Origin of the sequence: Streptomyces griseoruber (genome assembly GCF_001514205.1) — a bacterium.
GTDB lineage: Bacteria > Actinomycetota > Actinomycetes > Streptomycetales > Streptomycetaceae > Streptomyces > Streptomyces griseoruber.
The window spans coordinates 50,896-68,432 of record NZ_KQ948785.1 but is presented as its reverse complement, the minus strand read 5'-3'; the positions used below and the strand labels follow the sequence as shown (position 1 = coordinate 68,432).

18 protein-coding genes are annotated in these 17,537 nt (G+C 73.9%); 10 read left to right on the top strand and 8 right to left on the bottom strand.

All coding sequences use genetic code 11. The features are described from left to right. Positions 1-170 precede the first annotated feature (170 nt). Positions 171-1,010 (top strand): SCO2400 family protein, encoded by an 840-nt coding sequence (locus AQJ64_RS49375; RefSeq protein ID WP_425315624.1) that lies wholly within the window; start codon positions 171-173, stop codon positions 1,008-1,010. Here AQJ64_RS49375 and AQJ64_RS40295 read toward each other — a convergent pair. Together AQJ64_RS40295 and AQJ64_RS40290 are read right to left on the bottom strand one after the other, a co-directional pair. Further along, positions 1,003-1,818 (bottom strand): hypothetical protein, encoded by an 816-nt coding sequence (locus AQJ64_RS40295; protein ID WP_055639114.1) that lies wholly within the window; start codon positions 1,816-1,818, stop codon positions 1,003-1,005. The genes AQJ64_RS49375 and AQJ64_RS40295 overlap by 8 nt on opposite strands. A 14-nt stretch (positions 1,819-1,832) precedes the next feature. Beyond that, positions 1,833-2,369, bottom strand: coding sequence for an RNA polymerase sigma factor (locus tag AQJ64_RS40290; protein ID WP_055639115.1), 537 nt, complete (start codon positions 2,367-2,369; stop codon positions 1,833-1,835). Between the two features lie 91 nt (positions 2,370-2,460). Here AQJ64_RS40290 and AQJ64_RS40285 point away from each other — a divergent pair, with 91 nt between their 5' ends. Then, complete coding sequence (locus AQJ64_RS40285; protein ID WP_055639116.1) at positions 2,461-3,060, top strand: DinB family protein; 600 nt, start codon at positions 2,461-2,463, stop codon at positions 3,058-3,060. Between the two features lie 13 nt (positions 3,061-3,073). On the opposite strand, the gene AQJ64_RS40280 is transcribed toward AQJ64_RS40285, so the two are convergent. Both AQJ64_RS40280 and AQJ64_RS40275 read right to left on the bottom strand, forming a co-directional pair. Further along, on the bottom strand, positions 3,074-3,436 hold the full coding sequence (locus AQJ64_RS40280; protein WP_055639117.1) for a cupin domain-containing protein: 363 nt from the start codon (positions 3,434-3,436) through the stop codon (positions 3,074-3,076). 176 nt (positions 3,437-3,612) lie between these two features. After that, complete coding sequence (locus AQJ64_RS40275) at positions 3,613-4,839, bottom strand: wax ester/triacylglycerol synthase domain-containing protein (protein WP_055638542.1); 1,227 nt, start codon at positions 4,837-4,839, stop codon at positions 3,613-3,615. Positions 4,840-4,928: 89 nt separating this feature from the next. On the opposite strand from AQJ64_RS40275, the gene AQJ64_RS40270 reads away from it, so the two are divergent. The 3 genes from AQJ64_RS40270 (at position 4,929) to AQJ64_RS40260 (ending at position 6,905) form a co-directional block, all read left to right on the top strand. Beyond that, positions 4,929-5,207, top strand: a complete 279-nt coding sequence (locus AQJ64_RS40270; RefSeq protein ID WP_420876586.1) for an SbtR family transcriptional regulator — start codon at positions 4,929-4,931, stop codon at positions 5,205-5,207. A gap of 88 nt (positions 5,208-5,295) precedes the next feature. Further along, a complete protein-coding gene (locus tag AQJ64_RS40265) occupies positions 5,296-6,477 on the top strand; it encodes a macrolide family glycosyltransferase (RefSeq protein ID WP_059203445.1) in 1,182 nt (393 codons plus the stop codon). Continuing rightward, positions 6,474-6,905 (top strand): acyl-CoA thioesterase, encoded by a 432-nt coding sequence (locus AQJ64_RS40260; protein WP_055632404.1) that lies wholly within the window; start codon positions 6,474-6,476, stop codon positions 6,903-6,905. The genes AQJ64_RS40265 and AQJ64_RS40260 overlap by 4 nt, the downstream gene beginning before the upstream one ends. An 89-nt stretch (positions 6,906-6,994) precedes the next feature. On the opposite strand, the gene AQJ64_RS40255 is transcribed toward AQJ64_RS40260, so the two are convergent. Next, a complete protein-coding gene (locus AQJ64_RS40255; protein ID WP_055632405.1) occupies positions 6,995-7,573 on the bottom strand; it encodes a TetR/AcrR family transcriptional regulator in 579 nt (192 codons plus the stop codon). 88 nt (positions 7,574-7,661) lie between these two features. Between AQJ64_RS40255 and AQJ64_RS40250 the strand changes: the two genes are divergently transcribed. Both AQJ64_RS40250 and AQJ64_RS40245 read left to right on the top strand, forming a co-directional pair. Continuing rightward, positions 7,662-8,108, top strand: a complete 447-nt coding sequence (locus AQJ64_RS40250; protein ID WP_055632406.1) for an anthrone oxygenase family protein — start codon at positions 7,662-7,664, stop codon at positions 8,106-8,108. Between the two features lie 113 nt (positions 8,109-8,221). Further along, on the top strand, positions 8,222-8,986 hold the full coding sequence (locus AQJ64_RS40245; RefSeq protein WP_055632407.1) for an SDR family NAD(P)-dependent oxidoreductase: 765 nt from the start codon (positions 8,222-8,224) through the stop codon (positions 8,984-8,986). A gap of 14 nt (positions 8,987-9,000) precedes the next feature. Here AQJ64_RS40245 and AQJ64_RS40240 read toward each other — a convergent pair whose 3' ends face one another. Both AQJ64_RS40240 and AQJ64_RS40235 read right to left on the bottom strand, forming a co-directional pair. Continuing rightward, entirely contained in the window at positions 9,001-9,345 is a 345-nt protein-coding gene (locus tag AQJ64_RS40240) for an AQJ64_40280 family protein (RefSeq protein WP_055632408.1), read from the bottom strand. A 34-nt stretch (positions 9,346-9,379) separates the two neighbouring features. Continuing rightward, complete coding sequence (locus AQJ64_RS40235) at positions 9,380-12,178, bottom strand: AAA family ATPase (protein WP_055632409.1); 2,799 nt, start codon at positions 12,176-12,178, stop codon at positions 9,380-9,382. A 467-nt stretch (positions 12,179-12,645) separates the two neighbouring features. Here AQJ64_RS40235 and AQJ64_RS40230 point away from each other — a divergent pair, with 467 nt between their 5' ends. The 3 genes from AQJ64_RS40230 (at position 12,646) to AQJ64_RS40220 (ending at position 16,105) form a co-directional block, all read left to right on the top strand. Further along, a complete protein-coding gene (locus AQJ64_RS40230) occupies positions 12,646-13,260 on the top strand; it encodes a helix-turn-helix transcriptional regulator (protein ID WP_055632411.1) in 615 nt (204 codons plus the stop codon). A 140-nt stretch (positions 13,261-13,400) separates the two neighbouring features. Continuing rightward, the gene (locus tag AQJ64_RS40225; protein WP_059203444.1) at positions 13,401-14,078 is read left to right on the top strand and encodes a Pvc16 family protein; all 678 of its coding nucleotides are present in this window, start codon (positions 13,401-13,403) and stop codon (positions 14,076-14,078) included. Further along, positions 14,075-16,105: an ATP-binding protein gene (locus AQJ64_RS40220; RefSeq protein ID WP_059203443.1), complete on the top strand. Its 2,031-nt coding sequence runs from the start codon at positions 14,075-14,077 to the stop codon at positions 16,103-16,105. Before AQJ64_RS40225 ends, AQJ64_RS40220 begins: the two co-directional genes overlap by 4 nt. A 14-nt stretch (positions 16,106-16,119) precedes the next feature. On the opposite strand, the gene AQJ64_RS40215 is transcribed toward AQJ64_RS40220, so the two are convergent. Then, positions 16,120-17,520, bottom strand: a complete 1,401-nt coding sequence (locus AQJ64_RS40215; RefSeq protein WP_055635823.1) for an RICIN domain-containing protein — start codon at positions 17,518-17,520, stop codon at positions 16,120-16,122. Positions 17,521-17,537 lie beyond the last annotated feature (17 nt).

Below are 17,537 nucleotides of genomic sequence, written 5' to 3'. Positions count from 1 at the left end.
GAACACGTCAATAGATACGCACAGACGCATACATGATTGATGTTCAGATACATGGACGACTGAAAGGTCCTCAAGGGATTCACGCAGGAGCCTCACACGGACTGCACACAGTCCGTCGCCCGAGTCGTTAGCGTTGCCCGCCACCGGATCCCCGCCCCAGGAAGACCGCAATGGACTACTGCTCCACGTGTCGCCGACATCTCAACGGTGCCCTGGTGTGCCCCGGATGCGGCGCCTACGCCCCGGACATAGCTCCGGTCACCTCGGGCGGTCGCACCGTGGCGGCCCGTCCCGTCCCGTCCCCCACCCCCGAAAGCGTGCCCACCGCGCCACCCACGCCGTCCCTGGCGCCCGCGCAGTCCGTGGCGCCCGCGCAGTCCGCGCCGCCGGGGCGTGCGGCGCGGCGGCGGCAGCTGGCCCGCTGGAAGAAGAACCAGCGTCGCGCCGTCGTCGCCACGGCCGTCGCCCTGGTCGGTGGCGGGCTGAGCGCCGTCGCGCTGGACCGGCAGGGCGGCGAACGGGCGCAGGCGGCGTCGGCACCGGAGAACCCCACCGTCTCGGGCCGGGAGGAACCGACGTCGGAGTACACCCGCCCGACGACGACCGGCTCCGACGCGCACCGGTCCTCGTCCTCCGCCACCGCCCCGTCGCGGTCCACCGGCCGCGCACGCGGGCAGGACGTGCCCACGGACATCCGCCGGGACGCCGCCGCAGCCCCGGAGACCCACCCGACGGCACCGTCGGCCACGGCCCCGCGGCAGACCACCACCTCGTCCTACGACGGCACGGTCACCACCCCCACCGGCACGACCGGCACGACCGGCCAGCAGTCGTCGACGTCCCCCACGACATCCCCCACGACATCCACCACGACGGACGGCACGGACACGTCGGCATCGACATCGACGTCCTCGACGTCCTCGACGTCCTCGTCGTCCCAGACAGGCACGTCGTCGGCGTCGACCTCGCCGTCAGAGGTCTGTCTGCTGGGTCTGGTCTGCCTCAGTTGACCGGACCGGGCGTCGCGGTGGCGTGGTCCGTCAGCGAGTCCGCCGGGACCGTGTGGCTCGTACCGTCCGTGAACGTGACCGTGAACGTGCCGGTGAGCAGGCCGTCCGGGCGGCCGTCGGGCCACCAGGCGGTCATCCGGCCGTTGTCGACCGTGGCGCGGGCGGTCTTCCCGTGGTCGTGTACGACGACCTCCTGGACGTCGGGCCCCACCACCCCGACCACATAGTTGAACTCCTGGTCATCGCTCCCCCGGGCGCCGTAGGTGTCCAGGGTGATCCCGTCGGCGGGCAGCGCTTCCACCGGGGAGATGGCCATCGCGACACCCGAGCCGTCCGAACCGGCCAGGCAGTACACCGCGTCGCTGCCCCGGGTGACGACCATGGAGGCGACGTTGCCGCGGATGTCCGCGTTGCTGACCTCGGGGGAGCCGGTGCCCATGTCCTCCGTCAGGTCCAGGCACTGCCTCCCCGCCGCGGAGCCCTTGGCCGCGGCGGTGTCCAGCTCCTTGGGCGTGCCGGTCCAGCTGGCCAGCTCGGACGAGGACAGCGGCCCGCTGCCGCCGAAGCCCGGCAGGCCGCCCGCCACGGCGACGACGGCCGTACCGAGGGCGAGCGCCCCGGCCAGCGTGAGGCCCACCCGGCGCACGATCGGGCGGCGGAAGACGGCCCCGGCGCTTCCGGGCCGCCCGGTGTCGGCGAGGACCGCCCGCAGCAGGGTCTCCTCACGGTCGATCTCGGCGGTGGTCGGCTCGGTGCGCGGGGCGGCGTCGAGTGCGGCGAGGCGGGAGAGCAGGTCGTTGCCGTTCATGTGCGGGGCTCCTGTCAGTGGGTCGGGGCGAGGGCGGGCGAGGCGGTGGCCGTGGCGCTCAGCCGGCCGGCCAGCCTTCGCCGGGCCCGGGTGAGGCGCATGGCGTAGGCGGCCCGCGTGCAGCCGAGGACCTTGGCGGCGTCCTTGGCGGAGAGCTGCTCCCAGACGTGCAGCGCGAGAACCTCCTGGTCGACGGCGGCGAGCGACTGCCAGGCGGCGGCGAGGTCCATGCGGTCGTCCGCGCGGGCCGTCGGGTCGACGGTGGGCGGGTGCGCGCCGAACGCGTCCCCGGCCCGCTGGATCCGCACCGTGAGCGCGGACTGCCGGCGCATCCCCCGCCCCGCGTTCAGCATCAGCTTGCGGGCGGTGCCGAACAGCCAGGGCCGCGGATCGTCGGGCACCTCCCGGCGACGGCGCCACGCCGTCAGGAACGTCTCTCCGACGATGTCGTCGACGTTCATCGGATGCGCACGCCGTCGCACGAACCTCAGCACGTCCTCGTAGTGGGCCCGGTACACCTCGGTGAACCGGTCCTCGTTCTCGATGGGCATGACTTCCTTCCGTCGCGTCTGCCCTTACGTGTCCGGGAGGGGCACAGGTGCAACAGGGGTTCTGTCAGTGGCCGGTGGAAGACTGGCCGCCATGAGCGAACCCAACCCGAAAGCGGACCTCCGGCAGTACCTCCAGGGCGCGCGGGACACCCTGCTGTGGAAGCTCGAAGGGCTCTCGGAGTACGACGTCCGACGCCCGCTCACCCCCACCGGGACGAATCTGCTGGGGCTGGTCAAGCATGTCGCCGGGGTGGAACTGGGCTACTTCGGCGACGTGTTCGGGCGGCCGTTCCTCTCCCCGGACCCACCGCCGTCGTGGTACGCGGAGGACGCGGAACCCCACGCGGACATGTGGGCCACCGCGGACGAGTCGCGCGAGGAGATCACCGGGCTGTACCGCCGGGTGTGGGCGCACTCCGACGCCACGATCGCCGCGCTGGACCTGGACGCGACCGGTCGGGTCCCGTGGTGGCCGGAGGACCGGCGGGAGGTGACCCTGCACCGCGTCCTGGTGCACGTGATCTCCGATGTCCAGCGGCACGCCGGGCACGCCGACATCGTGCGCGAGCTCATCGACGGAAGCGCCGGGCTCCTGCCGGGCAACGAGAACCTGCCGCCGGTGGATCAGGCGGGATGGGAGGCCCATCGGCAGCGGCTGGAGCGCGCGGCCCGGGAGGCGGCCGACGGCTGATCCCGCCCGGCTCTCACGGCACCGCGTACCCGGGGACGGACGGCCAGCGGACGGTCAGCACGACGGACTCCTCCTCCGCGTGCCAGGAGTGGTCGACGCCCCGCCCCCAGACGACGTAGTCGCCCTGCTCGGCCAGGAGGACGCTGCGGCCGGGCAGCTCGACCCGGAACCGGCCGCTGATCAGCACCAGCAGGGCCGTACGCGCCTCCCCGGTGACCCACCGGTCCCGCTCGTCGCCCTTCGGATGGACGCCCCACTTGATCTCCACGTCCTCGCTGTGCCGGGGATCGGCGGCGTCCTTGAAGTGACCGAGCAGCCAGCCCCGGTCCAGTGCCGCGTCCCTGCCCGCGTTGCCGACGTACACGGTGTCGCTCATGGGGCGGGAAGCTAGTGCCGCGGCAGGCAACGTTCGCCCCGTCGCGACGCCCGGCACGCACTCTCGCCGCACCGGCCGAAAGCCCAAGTACGTCCAGTACGAGGACTTCCGGCCGGCACGCCGAGAGCACGCACCGGACGCCGCTCCTTGACGGGCAAACGTTGCCTGCCGCGGCACTAGCAGGTGGTGGCGATCCGCCCCAGCAGACCCAGTTCGTGGAGGAAGGACTCGGCGAGGAGTTCCGCGTCCTCCGCGCCCGAGTTGGTGGCGACGCCGAGGGTGTGGCCGCGGGCGCAGCCGCCGAGGGTGAAGGTGACCGTGTCGTGCGGCGGCACCATGGGGACGGCGGTGACGCGGCGCAGGGGGCGGCCGGCGAGGGTGCGGCCGCATTCGCGGAGGTGGACGTAGGAGCAGGCGGCGGGGGCGTAGGCGGGGGCGAAGAGGCGGCCCCGGGCCAGCGCCTGTCCGGCTCCGGGGAACGCCCCGGCCACCCCTTCGAGGAGCCGTTCCGCCGCGCGGCGCGGCCGGACCTCCGTGGTGAGCAGCCCGGCGCAGGCGGCGAGCCGGGCCGCCGGATCGGCCAGGCCGACGGGCGCGGGCACCCGTACATTGCCGAAGGCGTTGCCGAGGAAGTCCCCGTGTCCGGGCGGCCGTTGGTCGACGGGCACGGACAGCCAGACCCGCTCGGAGGCGTCCGGGATCCCCGCCGAGGCGAGCAGACAGGACCGCAGAACGCCCGAAGCGGCGGCGAGGAACACCTCGTTGGTGGTGACCGCCCGCCCCCGCACCGCCCTGCGCGCCCCGCGCAGCAGCTCACCGGGCAGCCGCACCACCGTGAACGCGGGCCGCCGCTCCCCCTTGCCCGGCAGCGGCACCGCCAGTCCCGCCGTCAGCAGCCCCGGCCCGCCGATCGCCGTACGCCGGTGGGTGCGGGGCTCGGCGAGAGCGGCGCAGGCGTCCACCGGCGGGGCACCGTCGAGGAGGGCGCGCAGCAGGGTGGTCAGGGAGCGGCCGTCGAGCAGGCTGTGATGCATCCGGAACAGCAGCGAGAACTCCCCGTCGGCCGCCCCGCGCAGAAGGTGCAGATTCCACGGCGGCCGTCCCTCCGGGAAGGACGTGTGGAACCACCCCCGCACGGCCTCCCGCAGGGTGACGTCCGCCTGCCGCACCTGTCCGGCGGGGTCGCCCCGGTCCTCCGTCGCCCAGCAGTGCCGACGTGTCCCGGGCAGCAAGCGCCGCCCCAGCCGGGGCAGTTCGGCCCATCGCTCGGCGACGAGTGCCCGCAGCTCGGCGGCCGTCGGCGGGACGCCGGTGAAGTCCAGGCAGATCCCGGCGTTGGGCGGCCCGAACGGCCAGCGGGCCATCCCCTCCTCCAGGAAGGGCAGAGGCGTCGATCCGGGCATCGGGCTGCTCCTGTGTTCGCGGGGTCCGTGGTAGCCCAACGGCCCGACACCACCCCCGGTCACGCGTCGCCCCCGGCGCCGCGCGCATCGTGACGCACGAGGCGTGCAGCGCGGACCCCTCGTCCGCGATGGCCGGCACCCGCCTCCTCACCCGCGCCCAGGCCGAGGGCAGGGTACGCACCGACGTCGGCGGCACCGACCTGTTCGCGCCGGGCGCGTCCCTGGCGTGGCTCAGCGACCAGCCCGCGCTCGCCCCGCGCGCCGGTCACCTCTTCGACGTCGTGGCGAGCGCGCTGCTGACGCCCGGAGCTGGACCGGTGTTCCCCGGGGCCGAACACACAGCCGCCCCCGCCTCCCCGATGGGGTGATCCTTCACCGGGAAGGGGTCACGGACGGCGGCACAGCTTCGTTGGGCAGAACCGCGCACCGCACCGCCCACAGGACAGGACCACGCCCGTGCCCGGCACCCGCCCCGCTCATGTCGCCGTCGTCAACCTGCCGATGCTCGGGCACGTCAACCCGACGCTCGGCGTCGTCGAGGAGCTGGTCCGACGGGGCCACCGGGTGACGTACGCGATCAGCGAGCACTTCGTCCACCAGGTGAAGGCGGCCGGAGCGGAACCCGTGCTCTACCCGGTCGACGCGGGAGACGGCTCGGAACCCCCCGAGCGTCTCTCCGAGGGCTTCGCCCGCGCGGTCCACGCCTCCCTCGGCGCCCTCCCCGCCCTCACCCGCGCCTACGGCGCCGACCGCCCCGACCTGATCCTCTACGACGTCTACGGCTTCGCGGGCCTGATCCTGGGCGCCCAGTGGCGGATCCCCACGGTCCTCTTCTCCCCCACGCACCTCTCCTACGGCGGCATCATCCCGGAACTCTTCGACGGCACCCCCGCCGTCCCCGACCTCCCCGGCCACCAGGACCTCACCGACGCCCTCACCTCCCGGGGCCTGGACCCCTCCCGCCTGGACGAGTTCGAGTCCCCGGCCTACGCGATCGCCGCCCTCCCCCGCACCTTCCAGCGCCGCCCGGACACCGTCACGGCCGGCCGCGTCGCCTACACCGGCCCCATCCTGGGCGACCGCTCCCACCAGGGCACCTGGCACCCCCCGCACCCCGACGCGCGGATCCTCCTGATCTCCCTCGGCTCCCAGTTCACCCGCCGCCCCGACTTCTACCGCGCCTGCGTCGAGGCGTTCGCGGACGGCGACCACCACGTGGTGATGTCGATCGGGTTCGAGGTCTCCCCCTCCGACCTGGGCCCGCTCCCCGCGAACGTCGAGATCCACGCGCACGTCCCCCAGGTGTCCGTCCTGTCGCGGGCGGAGGCCTTCGTCACCCACGCCGGCATGGGCGGCACGATGGAGGCGGTCGCCCACGGCGTCCCGATGGTCGCGGTCCCCCAGATGGCCGAACAACGCGTGAACGCGGCCCAGATCGAACACCTCCGCCTGGGCGTCCACCTCCCCCGCGAGCGAGTGACTCCGGCGGCACTGCGCGAGGCCGTCCGTACGGTGACGGACTCCCCGGAGATCCGCGCGGGCCTCGACGCCCTCCGGGCCGAACTCGCCGACGCGGGAGGGGCGGGAGCGGCGGCCGACCTCATCGAGGAAGCCCTCCGCTCAGGAGTGACCCCATGATCAACGCGCTGGCCTCCGGCACACGGCCACACCTGTACAGCCGCCCGATCCGGATGAGCGACCTGGACCCCTTCAACCACGTCAACAACGTGCGCCTCCTGGAGATGATCCAGGACGCCCACGTGGACCTCTTCTACCTCCAGCCCGGCCACTCCGGCGAAGAGATCCGCCCCCGCATGGTCTACGTCCGCCACGAACTCGACTACACCGAGCCCCTGTCCTTCCAGCCGGACCCGATCCTCATCCGCACCACGATCACCACCGTCCGCCGCGCCTCGTTCCGCCTCACCAGCCACATCACGCGCGGCACCCGGACCTACTGCACCTGCGTGAGCACGGCGGTCGCCTACGACGAGACCGAGCGCTGCTCCCGCCGCCTGGAGGAAGCCGAGCTGGCGGTCCTGCGCCGCTACTCGCCGGAGGCGTAGACGAGGAACTCCGCCCAGGCGGCACCGGTGACGTGGAAGGTGGGGCCCGACGCCATGGACGGACCGACCACCGACGTGCTGTTTGTGTGTCAGAGGACGGCGAGCCGGTCCACCAGCAGCTCCACCCTGCGCTCGGCGTCTGCGGGCGGCTGCCGTCCCGCCCGGGTCAGGGTCGCCAGCCCGTGCAGGGCCGCCCAGAACACCTCGGTGAACAGCCCCGGATGGACGCCTTCCCCGGCGACCTCCCCGAGGGTCTCCAGCAGGGCGGCGAAGGCGTCCTTCAGCGGCTCCGGGGTGTCCTCCTGCGCGAACGCCAGGCCGCCGTCGAGCTGGAACATCGCGTCGTAGACCGCCGGGTTGCGTTCGGCGAAGTCGAGGTAGGCGCGGGCGAGGGCGGTGACCCGGGCGCGCGGACCGTCCGCCGCACGGGCCGCGGCCCGCAGTTCCGCGGCCATCTCGGCGGCGCCCAGGAGGGCGACGGCGCCGATGATCTCCCGCTTGCCGCGGAAGTGGCTGTAGAGGACGGGCTGGCTGTACTCGATGCGCTCGGCGAGCCGGCGCGTGGTGACCGCGTCCCAGCCCTGCTGCTCGGCGAGTTCGCGGGCCGTCGCCACGATGAGACGTTCGCGGCCCGCCCGCTCGCGCTCCTTGCGTTCCTGTACCGACATGCCGCGATCCTAGCACCGCTAGACAATCGAGCGGCAGCAGTACTAGCGTTGCCTCATCATCTAGCACCGCTAGACCGGGAGGGTCATCATGCTCACCGCACTCGAGATCGTCACCACCGTGGTCGTCGGCCTGATGGTGGGGGTGGAGTTCTCCGTCGCCTTCGTCATGAACCCGATCTTCGACGCCCTTCCCGAGGACAGTGGCCAACTCGGCCGCGCCCACGGGGGCCGGATGCTCGGCGCCGTGATGCCGTTCTGGTACATCGGCTCGCTCGTCCTCGCCGCGGTCTGGGCCGTCGCCGGATGGCACCACGACGGTGCCGGCCTCGTCGTCGTCGCCGCCGCGCTGCTGATCCTCAGCGTGATCATGTCGATCCTGCTGCTCGTCCCGATCAACAACCGGAACACGACGTGGACCCCCGAGAACCGGCCCGCCGACTGGAAGGAGCAGCTCAACCGCTGGAACCGCTTCCACTACGTCCGCGTCGCCGTCATCATCGCCGCGTTCGCCCTGCTCGTCGCGGCCCTCACCTGAGCCCGCGCGGCCCGGGCGCACGGCCGTATGCCCCGTCCGGGTCAGCCGGAACTGCGGTCCGGCCCCTTCGCGGCCGATGCTGGGCCTGGTGGTCGTCGTCTCAGGAGGTCACGATGGGTCGTCTCGACGAGCGGGTGGCGATCGTCACCGGTGGGGCGCGGGGGATCGGCGCCGCGGTGGTACGACTGCTCGCGGCCGAGGGGGCCACGGTGATGATCGCCGACATCCTCGACTCCGAGGGGACCACCCTGGCCGAGGAACTCGGCGCCCCGGCCCGCTTCCTGCACCTCGACGTCAGCGACGAGCGGGGCTGGCAGAAGGCGGTGGCCAAGGCCGAGCAGCACGCGGGACCGGTGTCGGTCCTGGTGAACAACGCGGGGATCGCCGGGTGGGGCACCCTGGAGGAGGAGAGCCTCCTGCAGTTCCGCCGGGTCCTCGACGTCAACCTTCAGGGAACCTGGCTCGGCATGCGCACGGCGGCGCCGTCACTGCGCCGGGCCGGCGGCGGGGTGATCGTGAACATGTCCTCCCTGGCGGGGCTGACCGGGTACGCCGGCGTCGGCGCGTACGTGGCGAGCAAATGGGGCGTGCGCGGCCTGACCAAGACGGCCGCGCTGGAACTGGCCGGGGACGGCGTCCGCGTCTGCTCCGTCCACCCCGGCGCCATCCGTACGGCGATGACGGCGGGCTTCGACGACCGGTTCGTCGCGGGTCAGCCCATCCCCCGCTTCGGCACCCCCGAGGAGGTCGCCCGCACGGTCCTGTTCATCATCACCGAGGCCACCTTCGCCACGGGCAGCGAGTTCGTCCTCGACGGCGGGGTCCTCGCCGGCGCCCCGGTGCTGCTGGACCCGGCCGGGGACGCCGGCGCTTCCTAGTGCCGCGGCAGGCACTAGTCCCGGAGGTCCGCCTGCCGGAGGGCAGGTCCCACGGCGTCCCCCAGGACCTGGCGCACGGCCGTGCCCGGCAGGGGCGGCAGGGCCGCCCAGTGGGTGACGGGCTCGGCGCAGGGGCGGCCCCGGGGGAGGCGGACGACCCGGTCGGAGTCGACGAAGCAGTCGTGGTGCTCGGTGCCGTCCTCGGCGAAGTGGAGGGTGGTGAAGTACATGGGCAGCACCAGCCAGAACTCCTCCCCGTCCGGGTAGCGGCCCGTCGTCGCGGCCGCCACCGGCGTCCCGGACCGCGGCAGCCGCTCCCGCGCGTCCACCCACTCCACCACCGTGTCCGCCTTGTTCACCTGGTCCTCCCCGCAGTGCGTGCCGGTCTCGCGGTCACCGTTCCAGCGCCGCCCGCAGTTCGCCTCTCCTCCGGATGCCCAACTTACGGTAGGCGCTGGTCAGATGGGTCTCCACGGTACGGCGGGCCACATGCAGGAGCGCGGCGATCTCCATGTTGGTACGGCCCTGCACCGCGAGTTCCGCGATACGGCGCTCGCTGCCGGTGAGGGAGCCGGAGCCGGTGTGGGCCGGGGTGGTACGGCGGGCGCCCGCCGTGCGCAGGGCCTGGTTGGCGTGGGCCAGGAGGCGGGCGCTGCCCAGGCGTTCGGCGCGTTCGGCGGCCTCGCGGAGATGGTCGCGGCCCCGGGCGCGTTCGCCGGAGGCGGTGAGCTGGAAGCCCTGGGCGAGCAGGGAGGCGACCAGTTCGGCCTCGGCGGGGGAGTCGCGCAGGACGGCCACCGCCTCGTCGCCGAGTTCCAGACCGCGCCGGCCCCGGGTGGCCCGGCTGAGGACGCGCAACGCCCGCCCCACCGTGCGCGGGGTGTTCCACACCCGGGCCAGCCGCAGTTCCTCCTCCGCCAGGGCCAGCGCCTCCCGGGGGTTGCCCAGCGCGAGCCGGCACTCCGCGGCCGCCGTACGCCACGGGGTGACGACCGGGCTGAGGACGGCACGGGCGGACTGCCGGCGGCCGCACTCCAGGAAGTCGTGCAGGGCGCCCGCGACATCGCCCTCGGTGAAACGGAGGACGCCCCGCGCGTAGAGGAAGCGGTTGAGCTCCCAGGAGTCGGGGGCGTCCCGCAGATCGAAGGTGTCCGCGAGCGCGCGCGCCTCGGCCGTACGGCCGGTCTCCACCAGCGCCGTCAGGGCGTGCGCGTCCGCGTTGCCGGGGATGCCGCAACGGCGGCCGCGGGCCGCCTCCGGGTGACCGGCGAGGACGGTGCGGTAGTCGCCCCGGGCCGCCGCGATGTCGCAGCGGGTGTCCAGCAGCGCCTGCTTCATGGGGTGGAGCAGGGAGGGGCGCTGGGAGGCCAGTCCGCGTTCCACCAGGCGTTGCGCCTCGTCGAGTTCGTCGGCCCACTGGGCCACCGCCGCCGCCGTACCCAGCAGGAAGGGCTCGGCGAGCGGGTCGGCGGGCTCCTCCAGGAGGGTGCGCAGCCGGCGCATCGCCTCACCCGCCCCGATGTCCCCGGCGGTCGCCGCGTACCGCACCAGCAGGGCCTGGCCGGAGGCGCCGACCAGCTCCGGGGAGCGTTCGGCGGTCTCCGCGAGCCAGCGGTAGGCGTCCTGGCGGACGGTCTGGTCCTGGTCGGAGAGCAGTGCGGACGCGGTCTGCAGGGTGCGGGTGAGGTGGAGGTGGCCGGGGAGCAGGGCCTCCGTGCGGCGCAGCACCTCCACCGCCGTACGGACCTCCCCGCGGCCCGCGAGAGCCGTGCCCAGCGCGATCGCCGTACGGACCCGGTCACGGGGCTCGGCCGGCAGGTCCAGGGCCTCCACCAGCCGGGGGATGCCGACCGGGGCGTCCGCGGAGGCGTACTCCAGGGAGCCCAGTTCGGTCAGCAGCCGCTGCCGCAGATCGTCGGTGAGCGGCTCGCCGAGGGCGCGGCGCAGGTAGCCGACGGCGTCGTCCGTACGGCCGGCGCGGACGGCGACCGTGACGGCGTCGCGCAGCACGCGCATTGCCCACGGCTCACCGACCCCTGCGCTGTCCAGCAGTTGCCGGGCCACGCTCTCCACGCCGTCGCCCCGGCGCAGCATGGCCTGGGCGAGCGCGCGGTGCGCGTCCTGCCGGCGCCCCGCGGGCCAGCCGGCGAGGACGGCGTCCCGCAGCAGGGGGTGCGCGTACCGGGGCCGCCCGTCGGCGCCCGGCCGCAGCAGCCCCAGCCGGGTCATCGCGGTGAGCCAGCCGGAGACCCGCGCGGGATCGGCGGCACAGGCGTCGGCGAGCAGCGCGGCGAGCCCTGCGGCGGCGGGGGACCGGTGCGGTGACGGCAGCCGGGCCTCGCTCCGCTCCCGGCGGACCGTCGCGTCGCCCTCCGTCTGTTCCAGCGCCGCCAGCGTCCGGGCCACCTCCGCCGTCGCCTCCCCGGCGCTCTCCAGCCACCAGGACACGGCGGCCGGGTAGGAACCGGGGTACAGCGCGGCGCAGGTGTGCGGCACGGGGGTGGACGAGGGGGCGCCCGCGAGGTCGTCGAGGAGGGCGTGCAACAGCAGGGGGCTGCCCGCGGCGGCGTCGGCGCAGTCCGCCGTCCACCTCGGTGAGGCCTCGGGGAAGGCAGCACGGGCCAGCTCGGCGGACGTGTCGTCGGAGAGCGGGGCGAGGGTGTGGGTGCGGACCAGGGAGGGGGTGAGGGCGTGCGTGATACCTGTCGGTGGGGGATCGATGTCGTACTGGCTGCGCTCGGTGGCCACGAGCAGCAGCGGTAATCGGTCGACGCGCCGTGCCGCCTCCATCAGCCAGCGGCGCGAGGCGTCGTCGGCGAGGTCGACGTCGTCCACCGCCACCATCACCGGGCCCTGGGCGGCGTACGACCGCAGCAGCCGCCACAGCCGCGCCGCGCTCCCCCGGTCGTCCTGGCCCGGCCCCACCTCCTCGTCCGCGAACTCCGGTACGGGGCCCAGGAGATGGAGGACGCAGGAGAACGGGACGGCGGTGTCCCCGGGGGAGCAGCGGGCCCGCAGCACCCGCAGCCCGCGCCCCGCCGCGTGCGCCACCGCGGCCTCCAGCAGCGCGGAGCGGCCGGTGCCGGTGGCCCCGCGCAGCAGGACCAGCCGGCCCGCGCCGGTCCGGGCACGCTCGACCTCGGCCACGAGCAGCGCGTGCGCGTCGCCGCGTTCCCGCAAGGGTCCGCTCATCCCTGTCTCCTGCCAGTCGGTACGCCCCTCAGACGCGGTCCGTCTGCCGGGCTCGGTTCCGTACGACGTCGTACGGCCGTTGTGGCGAGGCTCACGACGAACCTCCCGCACGCCCATCGAACCCCCGTTGACCTGCAGTGATGTTGGCACCTTGTGGTTGTTTCCCCGTTGCTCTCGTGGTGGGGCTCGTGGTGGTCCACGATTGCGCCCGCCCCGCGAACCCCAGGAGTCTTGACCGGACCCAGCCGCCACCGGTTCCCGCCGGCCGCGGTCCCATCACCATGGGGGACAGGTTGCTCAGCTCACCCCGGACAGCAGACGCCCGGACTTCCGACGCCCGGACCTCCGACAGCCGGACCTCCGACAGCCGGACTTCCGACAGCCGGACTTCCGACAGGCGGACACCGGACTCCCGGACACCGGACTCCCGGACGCCGGACACCGGCCCGCCGCAGGTCAGGCGGCGCCTGCCCGTCGCCGTCCTCGCCCCCGACCCCATCTCCCGGGAGGGCGCCGCGAGCCAGCTGCGCGGCCGGCCGGAGATCGAGGTCCGCGAGGAACCCACGCCCACGCCCGGCACGGTCGCGCTGCTCGTCGAGGACACCCTCGACGACACCGCGCTGGCCCGGCTGCGCAGGATCACCCGCACCGAGGGCACCCGGGTGGTGCTCGTGGTGGGCGCGATCCGCGAGACCGAACTGCTCGACGTCATCGAGTGCGGGGTCGGGGCGATCGTCTGGCGCCGGGAGGCCACCGCGCACCGGCTGGTGCAGGCGGTCCTCGCGGCCGCGCGCGGCGACGGCGACCTGCCCTCCGATCTGCTGGGCAGGCTGATCAGCCAGGTCGGCACCCTGCACCGGGGCGCGGCAGGGCGCCCGGGCGCGCCCTCACTGGGGCTCGCGCCTCGGGAGGTGGACGTCCTGCGGCTGGTCGCCGAGGGCCTCGACACCGGAGAGATCGCCAGCAAGCTGTCCTACTCCGAACGAACCGTCAAGAACGTGATGCACGGACTCACGACGCGCCTGCATCTGCGGAACCGGGCGCATGCGGTGGCATATGCCCTCCGGGAAGGCTACATCTGACCGAACGGGCACTCGAAGGGGAACACGCGGGCAGCGTGTCGTGCCCGGCCGCCGACCCCGGCGCGCCTGCGGAACCCGACCGGTCGGAGGCACGATCGGTCAACGGGGTTCCGCGGTAAGGGTGATGGAGGAGCGCGAGGGTGATCCACGAGGTCGACGAGGTCCTCAAGGGCCTGATCGGCGGGGGCGCGCTGACCGGCTCCGGCATCGACGTCTCCTTCGAGGCACCCACCCGCGACTGGGCGGCCCGACGCAACTCCCCCGTCGTCAACGCCTATTTGTACGACATCCGGGAGGACGTGGCCCGCCGCCAGCGCGGGCAGGTCGCGGTGCGCGACGAGCGGGACCTCGTGGTGAAACGGCGTCAGCCGCCGCGCTGGTTCCGGCTTTCCTACCTCGTCACCGCCTGGACGAAAACCCCGCAGGACGAACACCGGCTGCTTTCCGCCGTGTTGGCCAACCTCATCCCGCGCGAGATCCTCGCCGCCGACGAACTCCCCGGCGCCCTCGGCACCTTGGGCCTGTCCATCCATGTGAACGTGGCCGGCGTCCAGACCGAGGCCCGTTCCCTCGCGGAGATCTGGTCCGCCCTCGGCGGCGAGCTCAAGCCCTCCCTGGACCTGGTGGTGACGGCCCCGTTCCCGGCCTACCCCGAGTACGACGCGGGCCCGCCGGTCACCGAGGGCGCCCTCGTCCGCGTCGCCGGCCTCGAAGGCGACCCCCCGCAGGACGAGGGCCGCGCCCACCGCCCCCACCACCTGGAGGCCGCCCGCGAGGCCCGGGAGAGCGGCAGGTCCACGGAGAAGAGCGACCGATGACCGCTGCGCCGACCACCGAGGCGCCCCCGGCCGACGGCAGGCCCCCCGCCGACCCGACGGGCGCGCTGCTCACCCGTCTGGTCGCCCTGCGTGAGCGGGTTGCCGGGCTGGTCGACCGGCGGGTCGTCGGAGACCCCACCGCCGACGATCCGCTGCGCGGGCTGTATCTCTCCGAGGAGGCGGTACGGCACCTGCTGGACCGCGGGCCGGTCCCCCCGGTGGAACCGCCCACGGACGGGCCCGCCGACCGCCTCACCGCCCTCGCCGCACGCCTCCCCCTCACCGCCCTCGATCTCGCCGTACTCCTCGTCGCGCTCGCGCCCGATCTGGACCGGACGTTCGAGCCGCTGTACGGCTACCTCAACGACGACGTCAGCAGGCGCCGGGCGACCGTCGGGCTCGCGCTGGAGCTGTGCGGGGCGCCCGCGCACCTCGCACCGGCCCGCGCCCGCTTCCACGCCTCGGCGCCGCTGTCCGCGCTGGGCCTGCTGGAGATCGAGGAACCCGAACGTCCCTTCCTGTCCCGCTCGTTGCGCGTACCGGACCGGCTCCTCGCGCATCTCCTCGGCGACCCGACCCCCGACGCGTCCCTGCACGGCCACCTGCACCCGCTGCCACACCCGCACCCGCACTCCCCGAACGGCCGCCCCACCGACCCCTTCGCCGCACGCCTGGCCGACCGGCTCCTGCACGGCCCCCTCACCGCCTACCTCCGCGAACACCGCGAGGGTGACGGACTGGCCGCGCTCGCCACCGCCCTGCACACGGCAGGCGTCGAGGCCCTGCGCTTCACCGGCCCCACCGACCGGATCCCCGCCCTCCTGCGCGAGGCCCGGCTGACCGGACGGGCGGTCGTGGTGACCGGGCTCCCCGAGCAACCGGCCCCGCTGGTCGCCGCGTTGACCGCCGCACCGGACGTGACCGTCCTCCTCGCGGACCCCCGCCCCTACGACCCCCACTGGTCCCCCACCGACCCCCTGATCCTGGACGCCCCCCGCCGCGGTGCGGGCGGCACGCAGGCCTGGGAGACGGAACTCGAAGCCGCCCGGCCGGAGGTCGAGCAGCTCGGTTTCGACCTGGCCGCCACCGTCGCCCCCTACCGCCTCGGCGGTGACCGGGTCGCGCGGGCCGCGCGGGCCGCCCGGGCCCTCGCCGCCTTCGAGGGCGTCCCCCTCGCCCCCGACCACATCCGTCTCGCCGCCCGCCAGCAGTCCGCGTCCGGACTGGAGAGGCACGCCCGCCGGATCCGGCCCGACGTCGGCTGGACCGACCTGGTGCTGCCCGACCGCCCCCTCACCCAGCTCCACGAACTCGCCCTGCGCGCCCGCCACCGCGACCGAGTCCTCGGCGACTGGCGGCTCAGCGCGGGCGGCGGACGCGGACGGGGCGTGCTGGGTCTGTTCGCCGGCGAGTCCGGAACCGGCAAGACCCTGTCCGCCGAGGTCGTCGCCGCCGAACTCGGGCTCGACCTGTACGTCGTCCAGCTGTCCTCCGTCGTCGACAAGTACGTCGGCGAGACCGAGAAGAACCTGGAGCGCATCTTCACCGAGGCGGACCGCACCGACGCCGTCCTGCTCTTCGACGAGGCCGACGCCGTCTTCGGCAAGCGCTCCGAGGTGAAGGACTCCCACGACCGGTACGCCAACATGGAGAGCGCCTATCTGCTCCAGCGCCTGGAGTCCTTCGACGGGATCGCGCTGCTCACCACCAACCTGCGCGCCAACATCGACGAGGCGTTCACCCGCCGCCTCGACCTGGTGATCGACTTCCCGTTCCCGGACCGGGAGCAGCGGCTCGCCCTGTGGCGGCACGGACTCGTCCACGTGCCGTGCGCCGAGGGCGTCGACCCGGCCCCGCTGGCCCGGGAGTTCGAGCTGGCGGGCGGGTCGATCCGCAGCGCGGTCGTCACCGCCGCCTATCTGGCCGCCGGAAGGGGCCAGCCGGTGGGCGACGGCGACCTGCTGGAAGGGGCCCGCCGCGAGTACCGCAAGGCGGGCCGCCTGGTGCCGGGCGAGGCCAACTGGTAGCCCTCGCAGGCTGCTTACTCCACCCGCCACTTCTGGTTGGGCGTACCGGAGCAGGTCCACTGCTGGAGCTTCGCCCCGTTGCCGGTGCCGTTGTCCTTGACGTCCACGCACTTGTTCGACTGCGGGTTGACCAGGTCTCCGGCGTCGCTCAGCACGAACTGCTGGGCGGGGTTGCCGCTGCAGTTGGCGAGCTGGATGACCGCGCCGTCGTCCTTCGACCCCCAGGCGACGTCCATGCACAGACCGAGCGCGCGGACCGTGCCGTCACCGCGGAAGTCCCACTTCTGGTTGGCGGAGCCCGCGCAGTCCCAGATCTGGAGCGGGGTGCCGTCCTTGCCCTTGCCGTTCTGGGCGTTGGTGACGTCGACGCAGCGGTTGGAGCCCTTCCCGATGATCAGCTGTCCGGCCACCTCGGTCTGCTGGTCATCGTCGTCGGAACCGCCCCCGCCGCCGCCGGACCCCGTGGAGCCGCCCGACCCGCCGCCGGACCCCGAACCGGAGCCCGAGCCCGAGCCCGAGCCGCCGCTGTCGCTGTTCTGCGCCGGGGCGGACGCGGCCGGCTGGTCCGGCGGCGCCTGCGCGGAGGAGTCGGTCGTCGGCGCGGACGGCGCCGCCACCGAGGGGCTCGGCAGCGCGGAGCCGTTGACCTCCACCATCTTCTCCGAGGCGAGGGAGCGCACCTGCGGCTTGTACGCCAGCCAGATCATCACGAACGCGATCGCCAGCGCCATCGCGATGCTCAGCGTCGTCGCCAGCCACCTCGGCAGGAACCCGCGCTGCACGAACGTACCGTCCACCGGGAGCGGCGCCGCCCCCGAGCGCTGCACGCTCAGCGCGTACGGCCGCTGCTCCTTGGACCCGAACCAGATGATCTGCCGGGGCCGCAGCGTGGTGTCCACGAACACGGCCCGGCCCGGTTCGATCTGCACGTTCGACGGCCGGAACTCGTACGACAGGTTGTCACCGGTGTCCGCCCCCGCGACGGACGCGGTGACCCTGCTGTTGCCCAGGTTGTCGATCGCCAGCCGGGGCCGGCCCCGGAACCGCCCCTTCACGGTCGGCGGGACCAGCTCGGCCCGCACCTCCGTGAACGGGGTGATCGTCAGATTCCCCTCCGGCACCGTCGTCGCGTCCGGATGCTCGGTCGGCGTGATCCGCACGGCGTACGGATTCGGCCCCGCCACCGCGTCCGGGCTGCGCGGCGGCGCGAAGGTCAGCTCGACCGTGCCCGTCGTACCGGGATAGAGCCGCAGCGTCTGCGGCTCCACCGTCGTCCAGGGCGCGACGTCCCCGACGGGCTCGAAACGGTACTCGTCGACGACATCACCGGTGTTGCGCACCCGCAGCCGTACGGTCGTGCTGCTGCCGGGGTCGACGGTCGCGGCCGCCGGTTCTAGAGAAGTCCACAGAGTCACACACCGACGCTACGGTG

Excerpts from the sequence above, each read along its gene's own strand:
- AQJ64_RS40245 (WP_055632407.1), top strand. The coding sequence starts at position 8,222 with ATGGGTCGTCTCGACGAGCGGGTGGCGATCGTCACCGGTGGGGCGCGG.
- AQJ64_RS40220 (WP_059203443.1), top strand. The coding sequence starts at position 14,075 with ATGACCGCTGCGCCGACCACCGAGGCGCCCCCGGCCGACGGCAGGCCC.
- AQJ64_RS40250 (WP_055632406.1), top strand. The coding sequence starts at position 7,662 with ATGCTCACCGCACTCGAGATCGTCACCACCGTGGTCGTCGGCCTGATG.
- AQJ64_RS40235 (WP_055632409.1), bottom strand. The coding sequence starts at position 12,178 with ATGAGCGGACCCTTGCGGGAACGCGGCGACGCGCACGCGCTGCTCGTG.
- AQJ64_RS40260 (WP_055632404.1), top strand. The coding sequence starts at position 6,474 with ATGATCAACGCGCTGGCCTCCGGCACACGGCCACACCTGTACAGCCGC.
- AQJ64_RS40285 (WP_055639116.1), top strand. The coding sequence starts at position 2,461 with ATGAGCGAACCCAACCCGAAAGCGGACCTCCGGCAGTACCTCCAGGGC.
- AQJ64_RS40275 (WP_055638542.1), bottom strand. The coding sequence starts at position 4,839 with ATGCCCGGATCGACGCCTCTGCCCTTCCTGGAGGAGGGGATGGCCCGC.
- AQJ64_RS40280 (WP_055639117.1), bottom strand. The coding sequence starts at position 3,436 with ATGAGCGACACCGTGTACGTCGGCAACGCGGGCAGGGACGCGGCACTG.
- AQJ64_RS40295 (WP_055639114.1), bottom strand. The coding sequence starts at position 1,818 with ATGAACGGCAACGACCTGCTCTCCCGCCTCGCCGCACTCGACGCCGCC.
- AQJ64_RS40255 (WP_055632405.1), bottom strand. The coding sequence starts at position 7,573 with ATGTCGGTACAGGAACGCAAGGAGCGCGAGCGGGCGGGCCGCGAACGT.
- AQJ64_RS40290 (WP_055639115.1), bottom strand. The coding sequence starts at position 2,369 with ATGCCCATCGAGAACGAGGACCGGTTCACCGAGGTGTACCGGGCCCAC.
- AQJ64_RS49375 (WP_425315624.1), top strand. The coding sequence starts at position 171 with ATGGACTACTGCTCCACGTGTCGCCGACATCTCAACGGTGCCCTGGTG.